The 4274-nt window shown below is 60.7% G+C and carries 5 protein-coding genes; all 5 read left to right on the forward strand.

All coding sequences use genetic code 11. From position 1 onward, the window contains the following. A partial coding sequence (gene pstB / locus NTW95_13265; GenBank protein ID MCX6558378.1) for a phosphate ABC transporter ATP-binding protein PstB occupies positions 1-724 on the forward strand: 724 nt, incomplete at its 5' end. Between the two features lie 14 nt (positions 725-738). Beyond that, positions 739-1389 (forward strand): phosphate signaling complex protein PhoU, encoded by a 651-nt coding sequence (gene phoU / locus NTW95_13270; protein ID MCX6558379.1) that lies wholly within the window; start codon positions 739-741, stop codon positions 1387-1389. 106 nt (positions 1390-1495) lie between these two features. Then, positions 1496-2815, forward strand: a complete 1320-nt coding sequence (locus NTW95_13275; protein ID MCX6558380.1) for a KamA family radical SAM protein — start codon at positions 1496-1498, stop codon at positions 2813-2815. Positions 2816-2905: 90 nt separating this feature from the next. After that, positions 2906-3883 (forward strand): D-alanine--D-alanine ligase, encoded by a 978-nt coding sequence (locus tag NTW95_13280; protein MCX6558381.1) that lies wholly within the window; start codon positions 2906-2908, stop codon positions 3881-3883. Then, positions 3880-4274, forward strand: a 395-nt coding sequence (locus NTW95_13285; GenBank protein MCX6558382.1) for a D-alanine--D-alanine ligase, incomplete at its 3' end; no start/stop codon positions are given. The genes NTW95_13280 and NTW95_13285, both read left to right, overlap by 4 nt.

Below are 4274 nucleotides of genomic sequence, written 5' to 3' on the forward strand. Positions count from 1 at the left end.
CTTCTTTTACCGTGATAACCAAGCGGTGAAGGAGTTCACGCTCGATTGTTCCGCCTACCAGGAGACAGCCATCAGCGGCCCCAGCGGCTGCGGCAAGAGCACGCTGCTGCGCTCCATCAACCGCATGAACGACCTCATCCCCGGCAACCGAACCTCTGGTAAGCTGCTCTTTGATGGCCAGGAGGTCTACAGCCCGCGCCTGGACGTGGTCACCCTGCGCCGGCGCATCGGCATGGTCTTCCAGAAGCCAAACCCGTTCCCGAAATCCATCATCAACAATGTCGCCTACGGCCGGCGCCTGCACACCCAGCTGGACAAGGGCGAGCTCCAGGCGAACGTCGAGACCAGCCTGAAACGGGCCGGGCTCTGGGACGAGGTCAAGGACCGTTTGGATGACAACGCGTTGAGCCTTTCCGGCGGGCAGCAGCAGCGCTTGTGCATCGCCCGCGCCCTGGCCGTCGATCCCGAAATACTGCTCATGGACGAACCGACTTCCGCCCTCGACCCGCGGGCGACGGCGCGCATCGAGGACCTGATCGCCGAGCTGCGCGGCCGCTACACCATCATCATCGTCACCCACAACATGCAGCAGGCGGCCCGCGTTTCCGACTTCACCGCTTTCCTTTACGAGGGCATCCTAGTCGAATACGGGCAAACGACCGAGATTTTCACCAAGCCGCGTGAAAAGCGAACCGAGGATTACATGACCGGCCGATTCGGTTAACCAAGAGGAAAAATATGGCACGGGAACATTTTCATAACATATTGCGTGAACTGGAGCAGGAATTGCTGCAGATGGGGGAGATGGTCATCGCCGCCATCGATCGTTCGATCCGGGCGCTGAAAAACGGCGACAAGGCCGAGGCCGAGCGCATCATCGCCGATGATGCACGTATCAACCGGCAGCGCTGGGAAATCGAGAACCGCTGTATCCAGCTGTTCGCCACCCAACAGCCGGTGGCCGGCGACCTGCGCGAGATCATTTCGTTCATGGACCTGGTCACCAACCTCGAGCGCATGGCCGACCACGCCAAGGGCATCGCCACCATCGTCATCATGCATGACCAGCAGCCGCTGCTCAAGCCGTTGATCGACATCCTGCTGATGGCCGAAAAAGCCAGCGCCATGATCCGACGGAGCCTGACCGCCTTCATCACCCAGGATGCGGCCATGGCCCGCGCCATCATCGGCATGGACAACGACGTGGACGCTCTGTACGAACAGATCTTCCGCGAGCTGCTGACCTTCATGATGGAAGGCCCCGAGACCATTACTCGCGCCGTTTACCTGATCTGGGTGAGCCACAACCTGGAGCGCATTGCCGACCGTGTGACCAACATCTGCGAACGCATCGTCTTCCTGGTCACCGGCGAAAATATCGGAGATTAGGCATTTCTATTTTCAGTGACTGAGAAAATATTTTTATTATTTTCACGAATGCTATTGACATGATAAAAGAAATTCATTATATTCAAGCTGCCATGGGAGGCAGAAATTGAAAAAAGCGAATCACGCGTTCGTGGTCAAGGAAGCAGAAAGTCCCAGCGAGGAGGCTGAGCCTCCAAGCAGTGCGCTGCTGGAGGACAGCAACAGTAGCGCCCTTGCGCTGTTGTTCCCCGAGTTAATCCAATTTCCTCCCCCAAAACTCGACAAGACATTTCACAAGATCGGAATCCGCTCGCTGCAGTTTCTGCGCAAATATTTCCCGCTGGTCAGCAGGGCCGATTGGAACGACTGGGAGTGGCAGCTGCGCAACAGCATCACCAGCGCCCAGGCGCTGCAGCAGGTGCTGCAGCTGTCCGACGAGGAAACGCGGGCCATGAACGTCCAGAGCGGCAACCTGCCGCTGCGCCTCACGCCGTATTACGCCAGCCTGCTCGACCCGGTCAATCCCATGCAACCCCTGCGCCGCAGTGTGGTGCCGATCACCGCCGAGCACCTGATCTCCCCGGGCGAGGCCGCCGACCCGCTGGGCGAGGACACCCACAGCCGCGTGCCGGGGCTGGTGCACCGTTACCCCGACCGCGTCCTTTTCCTGGTCACCGGTTTCTGCTCGAGCTACTGCCGCTACTGCACGCGTTCGCGCCTGGTGGGCGACCACAACAAGCGCCACCTGAACCGCGACCAGTGGGACCGGGCCCTGACGTACATCGAGCTGAATCCGAATGTGCGCGACGTGCTCCTTTCCGGCGGCGACCCGCTGACCCTGCCCGACGACAGCCTGGAATACCTGCTGAGCCGCCTGAGCAAAATTCCCCATGTCGAGTTCGTGCGCATCGGCACCAAGGTGCCGGCCGTGCTGCCGCAGCGGATCACCCATTCGCTGATCGCCATCCTGAAGCGCTTCCGGCCGCTGTGGATGAGCATCCATTTCACCCACCCCGACGAGATCACTCCCGAAAGCGCCCAGGCTTGCGAACGCCTGGCCGACGCCGGCATCCCCCTGGGCAGCCAGACCGTCCTGCTCAAGGACATCAACGACTCGGTGCCGACCATGAAGAAACTGATGCACGAATTGCTCAAGATACGGGTCAGGCCCTACTACCTGTACCAGTGCGATCCCATCCTCGGCTCTTCCCATTTCCGCACGCCGGTGGAAAAGGGGTTGGAGATCATCGAAGGGCTGCGCGGCCATACCAGCGGTTACGCGGTTCCGCACTACGTCATCGACGCTCCCAAGGGCGGCGGCAAGATTCCGCTGCTCCCCGATTACTACCAGGGGCGCCAGGACAGCGACGTGCTGCTGAGAAACTATCAAGGCAACATCTACCGCTATCCCGACGACGCGGGCGGCGCCGCGCCAGCCGGCGAGTAGCCTCAGGAATACCAGCCAACCGCGCTTTCTTCTTGCAATTTCATTTCTGCTGGCATAGAATCATGGCGATTCCATGAAAGTGAGGACCTGATGATCGTCGGCATGACTTACGATTTGCGCCAGGATTACCTGGACGCCGGCTTCAGCGAGGAGCAGACCGCCGAATTCGACCGTCCCAGCACCATTGATGCCATCGAGCAGGCGCTGACGCGCTTGGGGCACCAGACGCGGCGCATCGGCCATGTCCGCAGCCTGGTGCAAAAGCTGGCCGCGGGCGAGCGCTGGGACCTGGTCTTCAACGTCTGTGAAGGCATGTTCGGCACGGGCCGCGAAGCCCAGGTTCCCGCCCTGCTCGACGCCTACCAGATCCCCTACACGTTTTCCGGCCCGCTGATTCTCGCCTTGACCCTTGACAAGGCCATGACCAAAAGGGTGGTGCGGACGATGGGCGTGCCCACCCCCGATTTCGCGGTGGTGACGACGCCGGCGGACATCGCCGCCGTCGACCTGCCTTTCCCGCTTTTTGCCAAACCGCTGGCCGAGGGAACGAGCCTGGGCATCGACCCCACCTCCAAAATCGACACGCAAGCCGATCTGGCAGTGGTGTGCCGCAAACTGCTGGAAAAGTTCAAGCAGCCGGTGCTGGTGGAAACATTCCTCTCGGGGCGCGAATTCACCGTCGGCATGGTCGGCAGCGGCGCCGCGGCCGAAGCGATCGGCACCATGGAGGTGATCCTGAAGCCCGGGGCGCAGGCCAACGCCTATTCCTATGTCAACAAGGAAAACAGCGAAGAGCTGATGTCGTATTTCGTTCCTCCCGCCGACTTGGACGCTTCCTGCCGCGAGCTCGCCTTGAAGGCCTGGCGCGGCCTGGGCTGTCTGGATGCCGGCCGCGTCGACCTCAAGATGGACGGCAATGGCGCGGTTAATTTCCTTGAAGTCAATCCCCTGGCCGGCCTGCATCCCGAGCATTCGGATTTGCCGATCATTTGCGGTCTGGTGGGAATATCTTTCCAGACATTGATGGAGCGCATCATGGCTTCCGCTATCGCGAGGATCCGCTCATGAGAAAGAGAAAAGTCGTCATCCTGCACAACCAGGTCAGCGCCGATTCGCCCAAGGACGAGCTGGACGTGCTGGTCCAGGCCGATGAGGTTTTCAAGTCCTTGTCCGAACTGGGCTACCAGCCGGTGACCGTCCCCTTCTCGCTGGATTTCGCCAAGAACATCCGCGCCATCAAAAAGATCAACCCGCTTTTCGTGTTCAACCTGGTGGAATCGCTCGAAGGCAACGGCCAGCTGATCCACCTGGCGCCATCGCTGCTCGATCACCTGGGCCTGCCTTACACCGGCAACAACCAGGAGGCGACATTCGTCACCTCGAACAAGATCCTGAGCAAGAAACTTCTCCAGCTGGCCGGGGTCGCTTCCCCGCCTTGGCTGGGCGCCGGGAATTCGCG

Source organism: Candidatus Aminicenantes bacterium (assembly GCA_026393795.1).
In the GTDB taxonomy this organism is placed as follows: Bacteria; Acidobacteriota; Aminicenantia; order UBA2199; family UBA2199; genus UBA2199.